13 protein-coding genes and 1 pseudogene are annotated in these 20,172 nt (G+C 64.1%); 7 read left to right on the top strand and 7 right to left on the bottom strand.

The annotated features are described in order from the left end of the window. Window positions 1–10 precede the first annotated feature (10 nt). Window positions 11–2,467, bottom strand: coding sequence for a DUF262 domain-containing protein (locus ACFVXJ_RS11985; protein ID WP_389661593.1), 2,457 nt, complete (start codon window positions 2,465–2,467; stop codon window positions 11–13). 457 nt (window positions 2,468–2,924) lie between these two features. Beyond that, a pseudogene (locus ACFVXJ_RS11980) lies at window positions 2,925–3,141 on the bottom strand (transposase); the annotation flags it as partial. A gap of 374 nt (window positions 3,142–3,515) precedes the next feature. Here ACFVXJ_RS11980 and ACFVXJ_RS11975 point away from each other — a divergent pair. The 3 genes from ACFVXJ_RS11975 to ACFVXJ_RS11965 all read left to right on the top strand — a co-directional run bounded on the left by ACFVXJ_RS11975 (window position 3,516) and on the right by ACFVXJ_RS11965 (window position 6,285). After that, window positions 3,516–4,598: a PQQ-binding-like beta-propeller repeat protein gene (locus ACFVXJ_RS11975; protein WP_389661592.1), complete on the top strand. Its 1,083-nt coding sequence runs from the start codon at window positions 3,516–3,518 to the stop codon at window positions 4,596–4,598. Window positions 4,599–4,793: 195 nt separating this feature from the next. Further along, window positions 4,794–5,312, top strand: a complete 519-nt coding sequence (locus ACFVXJ_RS11970) for a proline dehydrogenase (protein ID WP_389661591.1) — start codon at window positions 4,794–4,796, stop codon at window positions 5,310–5,312. Between the two features lie 319 nt (window positions 5,313–5,631). Continuing rightward, on the top strand, window positions 5,632–6,285 hold the full coding sequence (locus ACFVXJ_RS11965; RefSeq protein ID WP_389661590.1) for a class I SAM-dependent methyltransferase: 654 nt from the start codon (window positions 5,632–5,634) through the stop codon (window positions 6,283–6,285). Window positions 6,286–6,336: 51 nt separating this feature from the next. Here the strand turns inward: ACFVXJ_RS11965 and ACFVXJ_RS11960 are convergent, their stop codons facing one another. Genes ACFVXJ_RS11960 through ACFVXJ_RS11950 form a run of 3 tightly spaced genes read right to left on the bottom strand, consistent with a single transcriptional unit; the run spans window position 6,337 to window position 10,681 of the window. Then, window positions 6,337–7,236: a phospholipase D family protein gene (locus ACFVXJ_RS11960; RefSeq protein ID WP_389661589.1), complete on the bottom strand. Its 900-nt coding sequence runs from the start codon at window positions 7,234–7,236 to the stop codon at window positions 6,337–6,339. Further along, window positions 7,233–9,110, bottom strand: a complete 1,878-nt coding sequence (locus ACFVXJ_RS11955) for an ATP-binding protein (protein WP_389661588.1) — start codon at window positions 9,108–9,110, stop codon at window positions 7,233–7,235. Before ACFVXJ_RS11955 ends, ACFVXJ_RS11960 begins: the two co-directional genes overlap by 4 nt. Then, window positions 9,107–10,681, bottom strand: coding sequence for a DEAD/DEAH box helicase (locus ACFVXJ_RS11950; protein WP_389661587.1), 1,575 nt, complete (start codon window positions 10,679–10,681; stop codon window positions 9,107–9,109). Before ACFVXJ_RS11950 ends, ACFVXJ_RS11955 begins: the two co-directional genes overlap by 4 nt. Window positions 10,682–11,354: 673 nt before the next feature. Between ACFVXJ_RS11950 and ACFVXJ_RS11945 the strand changes: the two genes are divergently transcribed. The 4 genes from ACFVXJ_RS11945 to ACFVXJ_RS11930 all read left to right on the top strand — a co-directional run bounded on the left by ACFVXJ_RS11945 (window position 11,355) and on the right by ACFVXJ_RS11930 (window position 18,170). Further along, window positions 11,355–12,566, top strand: coding sequence for a cysteine desulfurase family protein (locus ACFVXJ_RS11945; protein WP_389661586.1), 1,212 nt, complete (start codon window positions 11,355–11,357; stop codon window positions 12,564–12,566). 86 nt (window positions 12,567–12,652) lie between these two features. Continuing rightward, window positions 12,653–13,732, top strand: coding sequence for a DUF4007 family protein (locus ACFVXJ_RS11940; RefSeq protein WP_389661585.1), 1,080 nt, complete (start codon window positions 12,653–12,655; stop codon window positions 13,730–13,732). 2 nt (window positions 13,733–13,734) lie between these two features. Next, on the top strand, window positions 13,735–17,337 hold the full coding sequence (locus ACFVXJ_RS11935; RefSeq protein ID WP_389661584.1) for an ATP-binding protein: 3,603 nt from the start codon (window positions 13,735–13,737) through the stop codon (window positions 17,335–17,337). Next, window positions 17,334–18,170 (top strand): phosphoadenosine phosphosulfate reductase family protein, encoded by an 837-nt coding sequence (locus ACFVXJ_RS11930; protein ID WP_389661583.1) that lies wholly within the window; start codon window positions 17,334–17,336, stop codon window positions 18,168–18,170. The genes ACFVXJ_RS11935 and ACFVXJ_RS11930 overlap by 4 nt, the downstream gene beginning before the upstream one ends. A 962-nt stretch (window positions 18,171–19,132) precedes the next feature. Here ACFVXJ_RS11930 and ACFVXJ_RS11925 read toward each other — a convergent pair. Both ACFVXJ_RS11925 and ACFVXJ_RS11920 read right to left on the bottom strand, forming a co-directional pair. Next, entirely contained in the window at window positions 19,133–19,318 is a 186-nt protein-coding gene (locus tag ACFVXJ_RS11925; protein ID WP_389661582.1) for a hypothetical protein, read from the bottom strand. 110 nt (window positions 19,319–19,428) lie between these two features. Then, a partial coding sequence (locus ACFVXJ_RS11920) for a hypothetical protein (protein WP_389661581.1) occupies window positions 19,429–20,172 on the bottom strand: 744 nt, incomplete at its 5' end.

Raw genomic sequence — 20,172 nt, 5'->3', positions numbered from 1 at the left:
GTCTGCGGCGTTACGCCGTTCCGACCCCTCCCCCTGCATCCTCGCTCTCGTCGAGCTCATCATTCTCGATCTCCAGATCCTCGACCTTGACCACCGGATCACCGCTAGAGTCAGACAGCTCCAGGCCGAGCCAGCCCTTGAGCCGTGTGTAGGCCAGACGTAGGAGGACTTCAGCACGCTGATCCATGAACATCGGATCCCACTCGTCCTCACGCTGCCCCAGTGCTCGCAGGTGCGGGAGGTAGCGCGACATGGCCGCTAGATCTTCAGTCGTCTGCGCGAAAGTCAAGCCAGAGCCGTTGAGGATCGACTTGGAGTCGTCGGCCGTCGGGGCACCGAGTGCCGCATACAGGACCCTCTTCTCGGTCCAAGGCCGCGAGCTGAGGGACGTGTTGGCAGCGCCTGGTGCCAGGACCAGATTGCCCAGCTTGTGGACAGTTTCCTTCTGGCTGTAGAAATCCTGATCCCACCCACCCGTGGCCTGCTGTGGCGCGATGTGTTCGATCGTGAGGTGTGTCTCGTCCGCCCAACCGTCTGCGGTGAAACACGAGGCGACCCCCGCCTTACCTTGGATGATCAGTCCCGGATTCTCCTGATCTTCAAGTGTGTCGTGATATGCAGCCAGAAGAAGGAAACGCGTCAGCGGGCGGCTAATTGAGTAGAGCGGCAGCGCGGAAGCCGATGCCAGGAACGATGGCAAGTTTGGTACGTCACCGTGCTTGGGGTGCGACAAACGCGCCGCAAGTTCCTTCTTCAGCGCCTCAGCGTCGACGATCGGATCAGGCTTCGACGCATCGGTCACTGCCCACTGCCGAGCGAGCGGTCCAATGCCCGTGAGCGAGTCCCCGGCCATGACCGCCCGGTACTGGCTGTCGATGTTGCCCGTGCCGCGGCGGGTTGCTCGCCAGAAGACCGTGAAAGCAGTGATTGCCTTGATCGCCTTCTCGAACTCATCGATACGCTTGCTCCTCGCCTCCCCTTCGTCCGCGTGGACAGCCTCGGAGTAGAAGCGCACGAGCGGCGCGATGGCAATGCTGTGATTGAGCGAATTAAGGAAGGCCAGACACAACTTCACGGTGTCCGTCATGGCGGTCGCTTCTAGGCCGAATAGCGTGCGAGGAGAGTTGGCCGCGGGCTCCCACGTCTTCCCGACAAAGGCCGCCGTGTCGCTTAGGTGGCGCAAGTACGCGCTCCGATCATCGGCCGAGTCTTTGTAGCGCTCAAAGGTATCGCGCATGTAGACCCGCTGATCCGGAAGGCGCTTGGAGAGCTTCTTCCCAGTCTCTGCCAACGCGAAAGTAACCAGCAGGTCTCGGGTTGCGTTCTGAAGTTTGTCTCCGACGTCGAAATGGTCGAGGTAGCCCTGAACCCCCTTCATGTACGTGTATGCGTCCGAGTCCTGGTAGTCCTGAATCTTCTCTGCCATGACCACCCGAGGGAGGAAGGTCTCGAAGGCGGTCAGAGGCTCGCCCGTGGTGTTCAACGACTCGAAGATCGTGAAGGCGTAGTCCTCGTCCTTGCCTTGCACGACCGTCAGAGCGATGCGGTTCAAGCCATAGGCGGCAAACATGACGAGTCGCATCAGCTCAGCCTCGGGCTCGTCTTGCAACTGCTCCAGCCAAGTGCAGAGCTCGGGGTCGAGTTCGTGGTTGAAGAGCGCACGCTGGAACTCGATGCCAGTTGCAAGGGTTGCTAGCGACGGCAGATCCTCCAGCTCCTCGATAGCCTTTCGCTGCGCCAGCTTGGTCAACGCCGTACGGATCTCACTGAACCTCTTGATGAGATCGCCTTCGCCGTCGCCCGCATCCGGTCGCGCCTTCGGTTTGAAGTCCGTCGGCTTGGAGGATGCCGGCTCGCTGTCGGCTAGCACCGAGTACGTGTAGATAAGGTTGGCGATCGGCGACTCATACTTCTTGAGCTTCTCATCCTTGGCCCACTGATCATGGAAGGCTCGAATGAGGCGCGGGTAGATCGGCGTAGTTCCGAAGTTCTTTCGCTCGTAGAACGCCGCCCCAAGCATCTGCAGGATGTTGATCGTTTCCGAGTAGAGGTGAGTCCGAGCACTATCGGCCGGATCCGGCTCCTTGCCCTTGAAGACCTTCCAGGCCTGCTGACGAGTGAGGTTGTGCAGGCCGACCAGCAGGATGAGAAGGCTCGACAAACGCTGCTGCCCATCGATCACGGTAAGAACCTTGGACGGGACCTCGGGCTTGACGATTGGCCTCACCGTGACGTGGTTGACGTCATGGATGGTGATGACGGTCCCCAAGAAGGTGAAGCTGTCTGGCGCCTCACCTAGATTCTTGAGGCCATGCAGTGTGTCGTCGAGCAACTTCTCGACCTTGTCCTTGCCCCAGCCGTACGGACGCTGGTAGGGCGGTAGGTAGAGGCCCAGGCCGTTGTCAGACAGCAGCTCGCGGAGACTCTTGCTCTGCGCCTCGAATATTTCCTTGGCCTGCGTAGGCACCCCGTAGTCCTCTTTCGGTCAGCAGGTTCGGTCAGATCAGATGTGGCACACGAGGCAAGCGTCGTCGCCACCGTCCTCAGCAAGGACATCATCTAGTACTCCAGCGTTGGTAGTTGCTGAGACGGGCTGTTGTCTGGTGGCGTCTGCGCCAGATGGGCCAGTGCAGCAGCCTGGCCGCGGATGTGAGCGGTGGGATGAACACCGCGGCGAGTGGTCGGCGGACCTCCGGGACGGTCAACGCGTCGGGTCACAGCTGCGGGCCGGGTGGTGCGGATCGGCGGGCCGGTCGGGGGTCGAGTCGCCGGCGACGGCGGTCAGGAAGACCAGGGCGAGCATGGCAAGCGTGATGTGCCGGTGCCACGAGGTCCAGTTGCGGACCTGATAGCGGTTTCGCGGCCTGGAAGCACTGCTCGATGCTCCAGCGGATGCCGGTGACGCGAACCCGTTCGGCTGTGGACCCGGGACCGAACCCGAGGTCCCGCGGGAGGTGTCCCCATTGGATGCCGGTGTGCAGATCGTACAGGACCCCGCACAGCACCTCCCGGTCCGGCAACGGCTTCCGCCCCCGGACACCTGAACCGCCGAGGCCGCTGCGGCAGCAGCGGCTCCAGGCGGTCCCACAACTCATCTGGCACGATCCACGGCGACGCCCCCACACTCGGCTGAACGCTCAACTCCCGTCATGGACGCGGCCACCAGGCCCAACCACATCACCTCATTGTGGGGCTGCTGCTAGCCCCGGGCCGCCTCGTACTGGGGCCAAATCGACCCGGTGCACCGCTCGCGCTTCCAGGGAGAACTTGCCGGTCTCCAGGGAGCCCAACCGTTATGGTCGTCGTGATCACGAAGAGCACGAGAAGGGGGAGCGATGGGCCGGACAGGCAGGACGCGACGATGGGCCGCTGCTGCGGCGGGAGTGACGCTGGCGGCAACGGCGTTGGTCGCCTGTGGAGACAGCGGCTCATCGGATGCGAAGTCGTCCGGCAAGTCCGCGGAACCGTCCCACGCGACTTCCGGGAAGCCAAGCCGTCCGACGTTCGACCCACCCGTGCGCTTCGACGGGCCTACGGTCGAATTGCCGAATGCCAGCCAGCCGAGTACGACGAGCGGGGGTGCGGCACGGCCCGCGGTCACGCTTGCCGATGGGGTTGCCTACATCACCGCCGAGGAGGGACTGGAGGCAATCGACACCGAGACCGGTGCGCCGCGGTGGGACGTGACCACGAAGTACGCCGCGGAGAAGGGCGGATTCGGAAGTAATCGTGCCGCTCCCCTCGTCTCGGTTGACGGTAAGACCGTGTACGCCGCCTGGAACAGGGATGTGAAGGGCCAAGGGACAACGCCGGACCGAGCCGTGATCGAGGTGCTGGCCGTCGAGACGGCCACCGGCAAGACGGCATGGTCGGCCGAGATCGCGGCCGCTCCCAGCTCCCGCGGGCTCGCCGCCACATCCATCGGGGCCGACGAGATCCTCGCACCACAGGTCATCGGAGTCGACGCCGGCACAGCGCTCGTCACCGCGGCTGACACCACGTACGCCGTTGAACCCTCTGCGGGCACCGTCCGCTGGAAGAAGCCCGACTTCCGTGCAGTGACCTTGGCCGACGACGTCGTTGCCGGCGGCGAGAAGACGGGATTCGGCGCGGGCAAGCTGCTGGGCCTTGCCGCGGCCACGGGTGAACAACGATGGACCGTGGCGGAGGCGCGGCAGCCGGCCGCAGCCGCGCCCCGGCTGCTGAGCGCAACCCTCAAAGACAAGACGCTCATCGTGGATGCCGTCAGCGGTGAGCAGCGAGTGTCTCTCGATGGCGCGGGCTGGCGGTGCCGCCACGACGCCCAGTCCCTGGTCCTGTGCTCCAAGTACGGGTACGGGACGGCAGACCGCGGGATCACGGTCTTCGACGCCGCTTCGGTTCAGAAGCGGTGGGCCTTGCCCGACGGTTCCGGACGGAAGGTGCCGAAGGTCAACGGATTCTGGCACGGTGCCGTGTACGGGGAAGTGGGCGACGAGCCAATCGTCCTGGACGGCACGACGGGACAGGATCGACAGACGTCTGCCGGCGCGGCGCCATACGAGATCGATCGATACGGCGGTGTAGTGGGATCCAAATTTTACCGCGCCGCAGGCTGACACGAGCGGATCCCGGAAGCGTCACGGCGTCACGGCAGCCCTTGACGCCTGAGGCACACAAGTGCAGCGTCACGGCGTCCTGCGGCTGACGTTGATCAGGCCAACGACCGCCCCAACCGGTCGATCCGCGCTCACTGCGGGTCAGTCAACGGCACGCATAAACCGACGAACAACAAGAACGGCAGACTGGGGCCCATGGACTCAGGACTCGCCGCACTGCTGGGCGCCGCCGTCGGTTCCGCCACCACCCTCGGGGCCGCATTCGTCAACGGCCGTGCTCAGGCACGGTCCCAGCACGCCCAATGGAGCCGCCAGCATCGCCGCGACGCCTACGCCGGCTACCTCAGCGCTCTCCATGATCGCGACATCGCCATGGACGCCGTTCTCGATGCGCTGCGTTCAGACCAACCCGACCTCCCCGACATCGACGAGAAGATAGGCCGCTTTATCGCCCTGGCCCGCGAGGTTCACCGCGCCTGCGAAGTCGTCATCCTCGAAGGGCCGGCACCCCTCGCGGAAGTCGCGGAACGCGTGACCAACGCCTCCAGCGATCTCTCGCACGTCATGCGACGGATGGCCGAGAACGCCCACGCGGGAGACACCACCCACAAGGCAGAAGACACCGCCCTTGCCGCCGAACGAGAGCGAACCCTCTACCAAGCAGTCAAGGACTTCCGCCTCGCCGCCCGCAGCGTCATCGGAAAGGCCAACTGACCCAGGGTCTCTCGGCCCCGGCCGCCCGGACCGCTGAGAGACAGAGCCGTTGTCAGCCTGAGACGTTGTTGCTCTTCCTGGCCCTACGCGGCAAAGTCCTCCACGTCTACGGTCGGGCTCTCCCTGATCCTCTGACGCTCCAAGGCGAGGCCGACCGCCGAAGTGGAAGGTGTGAAGACGCGGAGCGCTTCGGTACGTGTCCCTACAACAAACTCAAGAGCGCCGCGTCGCTGCCAGGCCATCTGGGGCACACGATCGCGGCCCTCATGCGGCTGTAACTCGACCACGCGATGCCGACGCCACCGAAGGGGGGATTCAAATGCACGACGGTACTGGAAGAAGCGAAGCGAGGCTCCGCGCACCGTGCGGCGAGGCCAGCGTTCCGGCCTCGCTGTACGAGCGGGTCACCTTCGATGAAGTACACCGCCAGGTGCTCCACCTATTTCCGACTGAGCCGGTCAGGGTCTTGGACATCGGTGCCGGTACGGGCAGGGACGCAGCTGCAATGTCGCTCCTTGGGCACACAGTGGTCGCGGTAGAACCTGCCGAAGACCTACGGTCCGTAGGACAGCGCGTCCACGCCGGTCACACTATTGACTGGGTGGATGACGCATTGCCCGAACTAAGGAACCTCGGTCGACAGAACGAGCGCTTTCAGCTGGTGATGCTGACGGCGGTGTGGATGTTCCTTAACGAGGATCAGCGCCACAGTGCCCTGATCCGCATCGATGAGTTGCTGGAGGACGGCGGCCGACTGGGGATGGTTCTACGCGGCGGACCGGTGCCGGCCGACCGCGTCATGTACACCGTGTCCGCAGCTGAGACGATTTCTCTGGTATCCGGCCGGGGGCTCCGTCTAATCCACCAGAGCCAGCAGGACGACGCCCTCGGGCGCGACGGCGTGGTTTGGAACAACCTGTTCTTCGAGAAGCCATCGGCTGCCAAAACGACAGCAGATGCGGCGCGATCCTAGGGCTTCCGGGCTGGCTGGCCGCTACCTCAACCAGCCACAACCCGTGGAGCATCAACCCAGCTCGCGACCACGGCGCAGTTTCCAGGACCCCACCTCGGTGTAGTACCTGTCGAAGTGTTGGAGCCAGGCCGCGATGTTCTCCGTTCTCCGGCGGGCCAAAGCGTCGTTCACACCCGAGTGCTGCGCAATGGCTGCCTCCAGCTCTACGTTGCTAAGGCCCTCGCCCTCCTGCAGCTTCCGTAGTTCTGGTATGGCATGCAACCGAGTCCGCACAGAAGCGTTGAACTCATCCTCATCCAGTCCGGCTGGAACATTAAGCAGGGCGAGATCCCGCACGATGCCGGCCTCTACAGCGGACGCAAACGTTCCGCGCCCGCTGTAGAGGGCGAAAAGGTTCTCTGGTCGCCGAGTGGCCGGGTACCAAAGTGACGTCCCCTCCGGGCCTTCCGTTTGCGGAGGACCTGCCTCTGCCTTGAGGAGTTCAGCCTGTTTACGGATGAGGGCTGCCTGTTGTGGTGTTGCCTCACTGGAGGCGGCTTCCACTTGGTCCAAGACGCGCTGGACCTCAGGGTGAGCCGCGGGGGCCTCGACCAGTAGCTCGAAGTTGCTGTGCGGGACGCGACCAGTGGCCTTGCCCGTCAGGTTTGCGGAGCCGACCAGACAGCGGTCGTCAGCGAGGTAGATCTTGGCGTGCAGCGGAGGGCAGAGATGTACCTGGATGCGTTTATCGCTCTGTGTCACTTCCATGATCTCCGGGTCGGAAACCCCGGCGGCGACCTCCGCAGGAGTCCACCGCGTAACGCAGCGGATACGCTCCACGGATCTGGGCACGGCTGCGACAGCCGCCTCGAAGATCGGCTTCTTGATGAACGGCGCGATGAGGGTCACGTTCCGGGAGGAATGCCGTAGCAGTCCATCGATCTGCTGCCACACGTGGTCGGGTGCATTCACTCCCTGTCGCCTTCGCCGTCGACGAAGTCGCGGGCGTAGCGGCCCCAGTCCTGCCGCGCATCCGCGATCTTCTCGCGCTGCTTGTCGCTGGGGATCTCGTCCTCCATGCGTGCCCATGAGAAAAGAAGCAGCTTGAACGTGTCGGCCGCGCGGCCGAGGCGGTATCGGAGTTCGTCGGTGTTGGCGTCCTCGGGGACATCCTCGAGGACAGCCATCAGCTCGCTGTGCAGGGGATGCTTCTCGTTGAAGATCACCTGCAGCATGCCGGCCATGAGGTCGATGCTGAAGAAGGCGTGTGAATCCTGGTAACTGGAGATCCAGCGAACGCGCCAGTCCTTCTCCAAGGCCTCGTCCACCATGGACTGCGCAGTGTCCTCATCGAGATGGTGGCGCCCGGTCAAGACACCAACTTGTTCCTGTCGCTTGTCCTCGGTACTCGCACCCTCCGCGAGGTCATCAGTCTTGCCGGTGTACCCCTCCTCGCTCCGGCGCTTAACCGCATCGGTTGCCTTCGATGTGACTTCGACGTCATGGCGCTTCTTGCTCTTGCGGTTCCCGATGGTCTGCTGCCTCAGCTGCCTACGGATACTGGGCAGCAGCTTGCCCTCCAGGTAGTTGGCAAGCTCGAGCAGGTCCACTCGCGGGTCACCAAGGTCTGCAAGTCGGTCCTTGAATGCTTTGAAGCTCTCTCCGTCCTCCGACTCCGCCTTAATCTTGTCCTTCAGGTGAGCGAGAGACGTGAACGTTGTAGCGCTCTGCTTGTTGTTCGTGACACCGAACACGTCATCGAGTGCTGGCGGGAAGTCCACCTCAACGCCCCACCAGCGCTCCACAGGGTCATATCCGATGGCCCAGGAGGAGTCCAGGTCGAGTTCACGGCCCTGGCGAACCAGGGAAATTCCGATGTTGCGTCCGGCGTGCTTGCCCCAGGGGTGGTTACCGGCTTCTTGGTTGGGATTCGCGTTCTCAGGCCACGGGTGGCCCTCGATGTCTGCGCGCCGGGCTTCGGGCCGGGCGATGGATGCCCGAACCGTGACGAGGTGCTGCTTGCCCTTGACGGTGATCGGGAAGTGCGCGACTCCGGGCTCGTCCTCGTTGCCCATGTCGAACGGTTCGAACATCGGCTTGTCAACAAACGGCGCCGGCGTCCCAGAGGATTCGGTCAGATACAGCGGGTCATTTGCCATGACGTAGTTGGCGGTGCCGACCACCTTGCCGTCGCGGACCGGCGCCATCTTGATGGCGGCCTTGTCGGCAGTCAGGTAGTGCCGGTAGACGCGACCGATCAGTTCCGTGGTGTTCTTGAGCGTTGCCGCAGCACCATGCCAGTTGACCCGGTCGAGATCAGACCAGACGACGAGGGTGCCCGTGTTTCCGAGCCCTTCGCTGAGGTCACGCCAGTAGTCCGGCAGGGGGTCATGTTTCGGTGCCGGCACGTCATCGAGGCCGTCGTTGATCTCTGCGAGGTCGAGGTAGCTGTACATGGCGTTGCCGGGGCCGTTGGTCCAGGACCACACCTCGAGCCGGGTGCACTGCGACATGCTGGAGTTGGGCAAGCCCATGCCGAAACGGCCGATGCGTTTGCGGTCATCACCGAGCCCATCGCCGTACTTCAAGGCGCGGCGCAACGCGTCCGTGTCCATGCCGGTGCCGTTGTCGAGTACGGCGATCGTCTCGACCCGGTGGCTGGTGCGGGAGGAAACCTGCACCGGACTCTCGCAAGCGAAGACCTCCACGAGCGTGGCCTTGGCGTCGATGCTGTTATCGATCAGCTCCGCGAGCGCGTACGCCGTACTCTTGTAGCCACTGTCGCGCATGGCCTTCACGGTCAGCGAAGGGCTGACGATCCGGAAGTTGTTGCCTTCGCTGGTCACGCGGTCTCCCATACGTCTTCCCAGTTGATGAATGCCTCGGCCACGTCTCCGAATCCGGGAAGCTCCGGGTCGACGACGGTGACGATCTCGCAGGTGGCGGTTCCGTCGGCCTTCGGGCCGCGGATGACCCGGCCGACCATCTGGCTGTAGAGCACCAGAGACATGGTCGGCCGGGCAATGACTGCGGCGCTGGCCGCCGGCGCGTCAAAGCCCGTCGTCAGGACCCCGTAGTTGCACAGGATCATTGGGCGGGGTGCAGCGCTCTTGAAACGGGTGATGACCTGGTTGCGGTGCCGTGGCGAGGATTCACCCGTGACGAACTCGGCGTCGAGTCCCACGGCAGACAGCACCGCCGCAATGAGGCGGCAGTGGTCGACGGACGCCGCAAACACCAGGATTCTGCGGTGCTTTCGCTCCAGCAGATCCATGATGGTCTGGACGACCTTAAGGTTCCACTGCTCGTCCCGGGCGAGCTCGGCGATGATCCTAGCCGGGATGTCGAACGAGTTAGCCAGCAGGCGCTGGTCCTGTACCGACAGGTGCAGGCCGGCCTCGGACGCCACGGTCTTCATGGTCGGCTTGGAGAGATAGCCCTGCTCGATCAGGGCGGTGACCGGATTGCTGTAGCCCTCGATCTTCAGCATGACCTTCTGGCGCGAGAAGAAGTCGGACAGTCGCTCATCCTGGGCAACGTCTGCCCAGGTACGTCCTGGTGTGGCTGTAAGTCCCAGCAGGCTCGCGTCCGGGCGGATGGTCAGTGCGTCCACGACCCGCTGGAAGGTGGGCGCGATGATCTGGTGCGCCTCGTCGAACACCGTCAGGCTGCTGCGGGCAGCGAGAAGCCGCAGAAACTCCGGCCTGCTCTTTGCTGCCGAGACCGCCTTCTCCAGGCCGAGGATGACCACGCCATCCGTCACACCCTCCAGGTCGGTCGGCGCATCAGCCCACATTCGGACCACGGATACCGGCCGGTTACCCAACTTGCCCCAGGCCCGCTCGAATTCAGCAGCTGCCTGCTCGAGGAGCTCTTGCCCATGAGCCAGCCACACCACGAGTGTCGGCTCATGCTGCCGCAGATGATCACAGATCAGGTTCATACCGGTGCGGGTCTTGCCGACCCCGGTGGGCAGATGGAGGACCACCCGCCGTGGGCCGTCGTACAAAAGCTCCTTCACCCGGGCCGCCGCAGTGCGCTGATGCGGGAAAAGGGCGTACTCCGGCCCGCAGTGCTGACGAAACAGCGGCTGCGCCGCCGGCGCCCGGTCGATAGTGAACCCGAAGAACTCCAGCAGCTCCCGACGCTGGTCGAGCGACCACTTCAGGGACTTGAGGCAGACGAGCGGCTCGGTGCTGGCCTCCTCGGAGCCCAGCCTCAGCGCCAACTCCCGCTGCTTCACGGCCGACAGCAGCGCGAACAGCTCCTCCCGTTCCGCCGCATCGGCGACCAACGACTCGGCATCGATTGCCACGGACGCCACAGCGCGGAGTCGCTCATCTTCTGCCGCGCCTCCGTCGATGAGGTCCAACAAGGCGCACAGGTCCTTGCCGAGCCGCTCGCGGATGTACGACATCGGAGCAGCGTCCAGGACCGCTTGAAAGGCCACACCAGGCGACCACGTCGTCAAGGGGCCACCACCCCGAAGGCAGCCATCGCTGTACAGCGCGACGTACACACCTGACCAACCATCAACATGAAGTGCCCCCACCTCAATACAGCCGACGCCAAGCTCGCCCCAGCGATGAGTAGCCCCAGCGCAACAACGTGCGATCACCTTAAGCCCGCCCACTGACAATCGGGTTCACGTCCCGCATATCAGCAGACCTCTTTCGGGCATCCGCCTGATCGAAATCACGCCACGAAGACGCTTGACCGTTTGCCCCGAGCCCGACCTACCCAGATAATAGAAAGTATGTTCGATACCGTGCGGCGCTAACCCTGTCAGCCCCCCACCCAGATGACTGGCAGAATTCGACTCCTGGTGAAACCCGGAGGCCGGTGCCCCGTATTCACCAGGAGTGCTAGTCGGACGGAGATCGCACGGGCAGCCGGCCTCGTCGCAGGCCGGGCACGAGCGCGGAGAGGGACCGGATCGGGCCCGCGCTGCGACCTGAGGACGGCGCGCGGTGAGACCGAGCCGCAGGAGGCCGGTTGTGGCGAGCCTGTCCCGGTTGTCTCAGGCGTTCGTTAGGATCTCAGTGCACTCCTGGTGGAAGATGAGAGCCGACCGAGGAGAGCCACCAGGAGTGACCGGAGCGCACAGCAGCAAATGGGGGCAGAACATGGCAGGTGACCTGCGAAATGCAGATGTGGTCTACCTCGACTACAACGCCACCGCGCCCCTACGACCCGAGGCCCTTGAAGCGACCCTCAGCGCACTCCAAAGCGTCGGCAACGCCTCTAGCATGCACCACCCCGGACGCGAGGCCGCGGGCCGAGTCGATGCGGCCCGCCGAGACCTCGCTGACCTGCTTAATTGCAGGCCCGGCGAGATCATCTTCACCTCGGGGGCGACGGAGGCGAACAACCTGGCCCTGCGGACCGGCTATGCGCGCGGCGGCTTGCTCGTGACCACCGCCGCGGAACATCTGGCCGTGATCGAAACCGCCCGCGCCATCACGGCGGAGCACCCCGAGTCGCTGCTCGTCCTGCCCGTCGACAGGGACGGCGTTGTTGATCTTGAGCCTCTGGACGCGGCACTTCGCGATGGCCCCGTGGCTCTCGTCTCCCTGATGATCGCGAACAACGAGACCGGAGTGCTGACGGACCTGGCACCTGTCTGCAAGGCGGCGCACGAGGCTGGCGCCCTGGTCCATACCGACGCCACGCAGTACGTCGGAAGGCTCCCCTTGGATCTCCGCGAGCTCGATGTCGACCTGCTGTCCCTCTCAGCCCACAAATTCGGCGGACCGCAAGGTATCGGGGCTCTCTTCGTCCGTCGGGGGACGCCGCTGCCGCACCGTCCACTGCTCGTCGGTGGCGGGCACGAGCGGGGATGGCGTGCCGGCACGCTGAATGTGGCCGGTATCACAGGCCTCGGAGCAGCCGCGCGAGCTGCTCGACAGCAGCTTGCACATGAAGCAGAAAGAATCGCTGCCCTGCGTGACGCCCTCGAATCGGCGCTGACCGCCGAGGTCGCCGAGTGCCGCATCAATGGAGCTCGGACCCGTCGCCTCCCTGGGGTCACCAGCATCACCTTCCCTGGTCTGCCAGCAGACGCTGTCCTTGCGGCAATGCCGCACGTGGCCGCATCCGACGGGAGTGCATGCTCATCAGGAGCGCCGAGCCCGAGCCATGTGCTCCTCGCTATGGGGCACAGCCGCGACGACGCAGACTCCACGGTGCGCTTCTCTCTCGGCTACGCCACCACCGAACGCGATATCGAACGGGCCGCCACGGCGGCCGTGAACGCCGTACGGCACGTCCGGTCGGTCATGGCCGCGACGGCCGAGCCCTAACCGGCGTTATCCCCTCATAGACGTCTCCCTCTCGTTCTTGTCACTGAAAGGCCCCTCGCATGTCAGACAGCCGGCTTCCTGAAGCCGTGGAACTCTCCTTCGGGCGCCACGAGACGTTTGCCCCGCGTTTCGGCTGGCTGCACAAGGCGTACATGCAGGTCAAACACGACAGTGAGATCTTCCATCGCGAGGACGCCCCGGTCCTGCTCGGTGTCGGTAAGAACATGGTCTATTCCATGCGTCACTGGTCGAAGGCATTCAAGCTCACCCAAGAGCACCCTCACGAGGACCCCTCTTACCGCGCTCTAGTCGCATCCCCGACCTGGCGGGCCCGGTGGCTGCTCGACGAGGAGGGAGCCGACCCCTACCTCGAGGACACGGGCAGCCTGTGGCTGCTGCACTGGTGGCTGCTGTCGAGCGGCTCTGAGGCGAAGTGCTGGGTGCCTAGCTGGTACGTGATCTTCAACCTGGCGCCTCGCTCCCGGGTCACCTCTGCGGAGATGACCAGCGTCATCACGCGCCACGTCCACGAGAACTTCGAGGAAAAGGACTGGCCCGCAGGAGAATCCATCTCGCGCGATGTCGAATGCATGATCAAGATGTATGCGCTGGATCAGGAGTTCAACCCGCTGTCCCCTGGAAGCTTCGAAGATCTCCTCATGTCACCGTTCCGTGAACTTGGCCTGCTGGAAGGCCAGGGCAAGGGCAGGGAGCGCACCTGGCGCTTCACCAACGGGGCCCGCTCGAATCTGCCGGCACCTGTGCTGGCCTATGCCTGCCTGGACTTCGCCGCGCGATTCTCGACGAACGCCGGCTCGGTCTCCCTGGCCCGACTCGCCCAGGACCCGGGATCTCCGGGCCGGGCCTTCCGCATGCGGGAGCCGGAGCTGACTAAGGCCATCGAGTCTCTGGTGAGTGACCACCCGGACCTGCAGATCATCGAGGCACTCGGCCAGCGCAGCCTCGCCTTCTCCAAGGCTCCGCTGGCGCTCGCGTGGGACATCCTCGACGCTCACTACGGACGCGTCCGGGAGCGCGAGGGATTCCCCACCCCGCAGGAATGGACCAAGAAGTACCCCGGCCTTGACGGCAACGCTCCCAAGCGAGCGCGCAAGAAGCAGCCCCAGCAGGTCGAGGCGCTGGACCTGATCGAGGAGAACGCGTAACCATGGCGACGAAGACCATCCAGCGTCCTCAGCCGGCCGCTGCTCAGCTCCCCGCTGGCATCACCCTGGTCGGTTCTGAGCTGCGGTCGACCAATCTTGAACGTGACGTCCAGGAGAAGCACCTCAACGACCCCTACGTAGGGGTCCGCACGCTCGACGTCCTTGATCGTGTCACCAATGCCGTGGCCGATCCCCGCCGAACCCGTGCCTGGTCGTTTACCGGTCCGTACGGCTCCGGTAAGTCCACCCTCTCGAACCTTTTCGACGCCTTCCTCGGCCACGACGAAACCCGCCGTGCCGAGGCCGAGGCTGCGGTGAGGGCTACGAAGCCCGGGCAGGCCACCCGGCTGGCCCGTGTACGTGACGAACTCAGCGACGGGGCTGGCTTCCTCGGCGCCGTCGCCACCGCTCGACGCGAGCCTCTCACTGCCACCGTGCACCGGGCTCTCCAGACTGCAGTCGAGCGCAAATGGAAGAAGCGGGTTCCCAAGGAGATCGCCCAGGCTCTGGCGGCATGTGCTGAGCGCGAGGTGCCGAGCCAAGAAAGCCTCGTCAACGCCGTCACGATCTTGTGTGAACGGCACCCTCTTCTGTTGATCATCGATGAGTTCGGCAAGACGCTCGAGTACCTCGCCGCCAAGGGCGACTCGGGCAGTGCCGAGAGCGACGTGTTTCTGCTGCAGGAGCTTGCCGAAAAGGGTGCTGGCCCCTCGGGCATGCGTCTGTTCATGTTCACGCTGCAGCATCTGGCGTTCACGGACTACGCAGCGCGTTCCAGCGCCATCCAGACCCAGGAGTGGGCCAAGGTCCAGGGTCGCTTCGAAGACATCACGTTTACTCCGAACCTCGGTGACGCCGTCCATCTGATGCGCCGGCGCCTCGACCTAACGGGCGTCGCAGAACCGGGCCTGGAACTCATCCGCAAGCAGGCCGACGCCGCGGCACACTCCTGGGGTCACCACGCCTTGAGCGCAGTCGTGGACATCTCTGCGGAGACGTTCGCCGGTCTCTACCCGCTTCACCCGCTCACCGCTGTTGCCGCACCGCTGCTCGCCTCCCAGATCGGCCAGCACGACCGCAGCCTCACTGGCTTCCTGGCCAGCGACGAACCCAACACGGTCCGCCGCACGTTGGACACCCTGTCATCTGACACCCCTGAGCGAGCTTGCACGGTTCGCCTGCCGCAGCTGTACGACTACTTCTTCGCGTCCGGTCGTACCACCATCCTTGCTTCGGCGAACGCCAGCCGCTGGCTCGAGGTCGACAACCGTCTTAACGAGGCACACGGATTGCCTGCCGAGGACCAGGAGGTCCTGAAGGCAATCGGCATCCTCAACCTCATCGATGCCGATGGCCTGTTGCGGGCCACTCCCCCCATGATTCAGTTCGCGCTGAATGACCCGGCTGACGCGCCCGACCCTGAGCGGTTCACGGCCCTTCAGAAGCAGCTGAGCAAACTCGTCGATGACGGCTTCATCGTGCACCGCTCCTACAGCGACGAGTACCGCGTCTGGCAGGGCACTGACGTCGACATCGACGCGCGGGTTCGTGAGGTGGCCACCCGCATCGCCCCTGCAGACGTGATGGGCTATTTCAGCAAGCACCTAGGGACTGTGCTGCCTGCGGCGGTCGTGGCCGGCGGACACAGCCAGCGCACCGGCATGCTGCGCTACTTCTCGACCGCGGTCAGCCACAAGAGCGAGAAGCTCACGGGGCCACAGGTCGTCCAGGACGCTGCCGACGGTCTGATCGTCTATCACCTCGGGCCGCTGGGGACCCGTCCCGTGGTGCAGTCGCCGCTGCCGGTGCTGATCGGTACGACCAAGAACCCTGAAGCTGTTCTGCAGGCAGGCATCGACCTCGTCGCCCTCGAAGAGCTCCTCGACGATGACACCATCGACCACGTTGCCATCCGCGAGATTGAGGAACGCGCCACGTACCTCTCGCAGACCATCGGCGCGCTGCTGGACGAGGCGTTCAACCCCCTGAGCCCGCAATCCAGCTGGTACCTGTGGCACAAGGGAACCGAAGTCCTCGGCGACGAAAGCGAACCCATCGAGGCCCGCAGCTACGCCAACCTGGCCTCCCAGGCATGCGACCGGGTGTACCCCCACACCCCGCACATCCGCAACGAGATGGTCGGGCGCCACCAGCTCACGAGCAACGGTGCCCGCGCCCGCCGCGAGCTGCTCACCTCCATGCTGCAGCGGTCGGGAAACCCCTTGCTCGGATACGACAAGACGAAGTACACCCCCGAGCGGGCCATGTACCACGGCGTCCTGGAGTACCTGGGGCTGCACCGGGCCGCGGGCGAAACGGACGCAGGCACCGACACCACCAGCATCCTCACCCACGGCCTCTCGCGCCCCAACCCCGAGAAAAACCCCAGCATCACCAAAGCCTGGGAAGCCCTCGAGGAAGCACTGACCGGTGCGAAGCACGCTACGCCGATCGTCGACATCTACCAGCAGCTCATGGCGCCGCCCTACGGCGTCAAGGCCGGCGTCGTCCCGATCCTCGTGGTCACCGCACTCATCCTGCGGACACAGGACATTGCCCTGTTCGAGGACGGCAACTACTGCCAGCGGCTGACCCCGGAGATCGTCGAGAGGCTCAACGTCCCCTACCCGGACCGCTTCACGGTCAAGGCCGCACCGACCGGTCGCGGACAGCGCCTCCTCGTCGTTAACAGCCTGGCCAAGGCACTCGACGTGGACACCCCTCGCTCCCGAGCTGCGCGTAACCCCGCACTGCTCGGCGTGACACGGGCCATGCTCGAGCGCGTCATGGTGCTGGAGCCCTACGCCCAGAAGACACGCCGGCTGAGCACTGAGGCACTCGCGATCCGCGACGTCCTCTCCCAGGCCACCGACCCCGACGAACTGGTCTTCACCTCCCTGCCCGCGGCGTTGGGCTTCGAGCCGATCGGGGCCACCACCCCCCGGGACGAAGAGACCGCCCAGGCATACGTCGCGAGCCTGACCACAGCACTCGACGATCTCACCAGCGCCGGCGCCGCGCTGCGCCAGGAAGTCGTGGCCACCATCGGACGGGAGTTCCGTCTTCCCGCCGAACTCACCAGACTCCGCACCGGGTTGACCGATCGGCTCCTGGGCTTCGCCAATGCCCCGCTCGAACTCAACCTGCAGGGCTTCGTCTCCCGGGTCCTCAACGAGAGCCTGCCGGACGAGGACTGGCTCGACCCGATCATCATCCGCCTGGCCAACAGGGCACTGGGAGACTGGAGTGACAAGGACGTCACCTCCTTCCCTCGACAGGTCAAGGAGGTGGCCCGCGCACTCGACCGTGTCAGCCACCTCTACGAAGCCCACACGCGGTCCGACTCCGCTGAGAAGGAGACCGAGTCCCGGCAGATCGAGACCCACCTGCTGACGCTCACCACCCCCCAGGGAACAGAAGAACGCACCCTGATCCACGTGCCCAAGCAGTCCCGTCAGGTGGCCGACGAACTCGTTGTCAGTGTCATCAGGCAGGCTGAAGAAGCACTGGGCCCCGACGGCGCACGCATCCTGCTCGCCGCCCTGGCCGAGCGCCTGGCCGCACAGGACACCGCCGCGGCCCCCCAGATGAAGGAGACGCTGTGACCGACACCGACAGCTCCAGCGGGAAGAAGCGCCACGTCCTCGGCCTGTCCGGAGGCAAGGACTCCTCCGCTCTCGCGATCCACATGCGCGACCAAGTGCCGGAGATGGAGTACTTCTTCTGCGACACCGGCGCCGAGCTGCCAGAGACCTACGAATACCTCAACCGCCTCGAAGCGGCCGTCGGCAAGCCAATCGTTCGTCTCAACGCGACCCGCGACTTCGACCACTGGCTCGAGGTCTACCAGGGCACGCTTCCCAGCCCCCAGATGCGCTGGTGCACCAAGAACCTGAAGCTCAAGCCCCTGGAAGAGTGGGTCGGTGACGACGAGGTGATCTCGTACGTGGCGATCCGCGCAGACGAGAACCGTCTCGGCTACGTCAGCACCAAGCCGAACATCAGCGCTGTCTTCCCGTTCCGCGAGGACGGGATCGACCGTGCTGGCGTCGACCGGATTCTCGACGAAGCTGGTATCGGCCTGCCCGCCTACTACGAGTGGCGCACGCGATCCGGGTGCTACTTCTGCTTCTTCCAGCGCAAGCACGAATGGGTCGGTCTCAAGGACCGTCACCCTGAGCTGTTCGAGAAGGCCATAGCGTACGAGGAGAAGGTCAACTACCGGCGGACCGCGATGCAGGGCCGGGAGTACACCTGGTCCCAGGGCGAGTCCCTGCACGAGTTGATCGAGCGCCGGGACGAGATCGAGGCCAAGCACCAGGCCGCGCTCGACCGCGCGGCCAAGCGCGTGAAGCCGAACCGTCCGTTGCTGGAAATACTCGCTGACGCCCACGATGAGGACGACGACGAGGCCGGCTGCGCCGTGTGCCATCTGTAGAGCTCTGATCCGTTACGGGGCCTTGCTGTTTCCGGAAGATGCCGGAGACAGCAAGGCCCCTTTTTCTTTCGGCGCGCGTCGTTCCCGATGAGCCTTCGGATCTCCACATTCACTCGAGGACCTGCGACGGATGCCACGCCATCCGCCTACGGCCTCCGCCGGCGGTGGTACCGCTGCAGCGTTACTCAATTCCCCTGCACTTCCTGCCGTCGCTCTACCATCACTCAATAGCAAGCTTTAGCAGCTACTTTTGAGCTCCTCCACAACTAGTCGTTGACTTCTTGCCCGTACGTAGGGTTTGGTTGCATAGCCGAAGACCACGGAGGGGCGGACATTGACCGAATCGACAGTTGCAGACAGCTCCGATCCGATGGGAGAACGTGAACCACGGAAGGCAATAAGAATTGTCTCATATGGAGGCGGAGTGCAGTCCACAGCACTCCTTGTTCTCGCAGCTGGGGGGCATATTAATTTCCCCACCTTCGTTTTCTCAAACGTCGGCGACGACAGCGAGAACCCAACGACACTGAAATATATCCGAGATATTGCATCACCTTTTGCCCAGCAACACGGGCTGACCTTGGAGACTCTGGAGAAGACGCGGCGCGATGGACGCACAGAGACGCTCTGGCAGCGTCTACATAGACCTGAGACCCGTTCCATACCAATCCCCGTCCGCATGGCTAATGGGGCCCCTGGGCGTCGTAATTGCACGGCCGACTTCAAGATCAAGGTGATCTCCAAGTGGCTCAGGGAGCAGGGCGCAACAGCGGAAACCCCAGCCACTGTCGGGATTGGCATATCTGTCGACGAGATCCACCGGGCCAATAGGAGGAGGGCCGAACCGAACCAGGAGGTCGCTTACCCTCTACTTGATCTGGGACTGCGTCGCGAAGACTGCGTACACCTGATCAAGGAGGCTGGCCTTCCTGTCCCACCCAAGAGTTCGTGCTATTTCTGGCTCATTCCATACCGTAGGCGAGTGGCGCGAACAGCGCAGAACCGAGCCCGAGCTTTTCGCCAAGTCCGAGGAGCTGGAGGCGTTCATCAACAGCCGTCGCGCAGCCCTGGGCCGCGATGATGTCTATCTCACGCGATACGGCATCCCCCTGGGCGCCGCCATTCAGAATCCGCCCGGCGATAACCATGGCGATGGGGACTGCGACTCTGGCTGGTACATGACGTAGGGGTCCTCCACCGCCGAACCGAGGTGGCTTCTCTGCTTGTCACGGAAGCCACCTCGGCCTGCCGGACGGGGCTATCGCACCGGAGGTTCTCCGTGTTCAAGATGTAGGAATGCCAAATATTCCGCATAAGGAATTTCGGAATCCACCCAGACCGGCTTCCCATTGGCCTTCTGTACCCACATGCCGTCGAGCAAGTACTTATCCTCATTCGGCACCGGAAGTCGCCCCATCTTCATCGCTGATGAGAGAAGCACTTGCCCTCCGAGCAGCAGAGTCGACGTGGCTTCTCGGCTGGCGCAGATTTCGTCACGTGCGCCCGGCAAGGAATTCATGTCGTCATCACCTACGGGCTCGGGAACCCTCGCCTTACCGCGGGATGCCATCCTGTGCAGCTCGACAGCAGCGCGCACGGCGGACGATACCGAGTTGAGGTGGCATCCGGTCGCTGAGAGATGAGCGCCAAGGTGCTCTCCAAGGGCCCGACCGTGCAGGAACGACGCCTCCCTCAATCCGAGATCAGACTCAGCGACGTCAATCGCAGACGCAATGTCCTGGTCGGATAGTCGAAGAGCGCGTACCAGTGCGTGAATGGCTGCAGTCGCGTAGCCGAGGCGCACCTGCTGTAGCTGCCACTCGTTCATCATGTCCGACCATACGAGGTCGAAGTCACCGCCGGCGCACATGCCGTCATCGTCGTAGGCCATATCGAAGGACACCGCCCTAACTGATCGTTTCAGAATGAGATTCCGGTGAGGGGCTTGGCAGTTGGGTGTGGGATCGGCAGGATCTGTGGCGTGTCTGCTGATCTCGTCCCT

Origin of the sequence: Streptomyces sp. NPDC058279 (assembly GCF_042881255.1) — a bacterium.
Taxonomy (GTDB): Bacteria; Actinomycetota; Actinomycetes; order Streptomycetales; family Streptomycetaceae; genus Streptomyces.
Note: the sequence above shows the minus strand (reverse complement) of the source record. Positions and strands in the feature narration are given on the sequence as shown.

Excerpts from the sequence above, each read along its gene's own strand:
- ACFVXJ_RS11925 (WP_389661582.1), bottom strand. The coding sequence starts at position 19,318 with ATGGTTATCGCCGGGCGGATTCTGAATGGCGGCGCCCAGGGGGATGCC.
- ACFVXJ_RS11965 (WP_389661590.1), top strand. The coding sequence starts at position 5,632 with ATGCACGACGGTACTGGAAGAAGCGAAGCGAGGCTCCGCGCACCGTGC.
- ACFVXJ_RS11970 (WP_389661591.1), top strand. The coding sequence starts at position 4,794 with ATGGACTCAGGACTCGCCGCACTGCTGGGCGCCGCCGTCGGTTCCGCC.
- ACFVXJ_RS11950 (WP_389661587.1), bottom strand. The coding sequence starts at position 10,681 with ATGTCGTACATCCGCGAGCGGCTCGGCAAGGACCTGTGCGCCTTGTTG.
- ACFVXJ_RS11935 (WP_389661584.1), top strand. The coding sequence starts at position 13,735 with ATGGCGACGAAGACCATCCAGCGTCCTCAGCCGGCCGCTGCTCAGCTC.